Annotated in this window: 1 protein-coding gene; it reads left to right on the plus strand. The window is 67.4% G+C overall.

All coding sequences use genetic code 11. The annotated features are described in order from the left end of the window. Nucleotides 1-433: IS66 family transposase (locus ACYOEI_RS41170; RefSeq protein ID WP_462856487.1), on the plus strand; the 433-nt coding region annotated here is incomplete at both ends.

The raw sequence follows: 433 nt of genomic DNA on the forward strand, positions 1-433 counted from the left end.
TGGTCTTCGCCAGCATCGAGGGGAAGGTCGGCTACCGGTGGTATCTCTGGGTCTTCCACTCCTCGGACGTCGTGATCTTCGTCCTGGCCGCGGGGCGTGCGCATGATGTGCCCGAGGACCATTTCGGGCCGGTGGAGGGACCGGGGATCCTGGTGGTGGACCGCTACAAGGCGTACCAGGCGGTCGACAAGGTCAAGAGCGGGCTGATCATCCTGGCATTCTGCTGGGCGCACGTGCGTCGCGATTTCTTGACGGTGGCCCGCAGTTGGCCGGATCAAGACGCGTGGGCGTTGGGCTGGGTCGAACAGATCGGTGCGTTGTACCGACTCAATGAGGCCCGCCTGGAGGTACGTGCCGACGCGGTGGCCTTCGCCACGGCCGACGGCGCGTTGCGCGCGGCGGTGACGGCCTTCGGGGCCCGCGGCGAGACGGA

Source organism: Singulisphaera rosea (assembly GCF_054877945.1).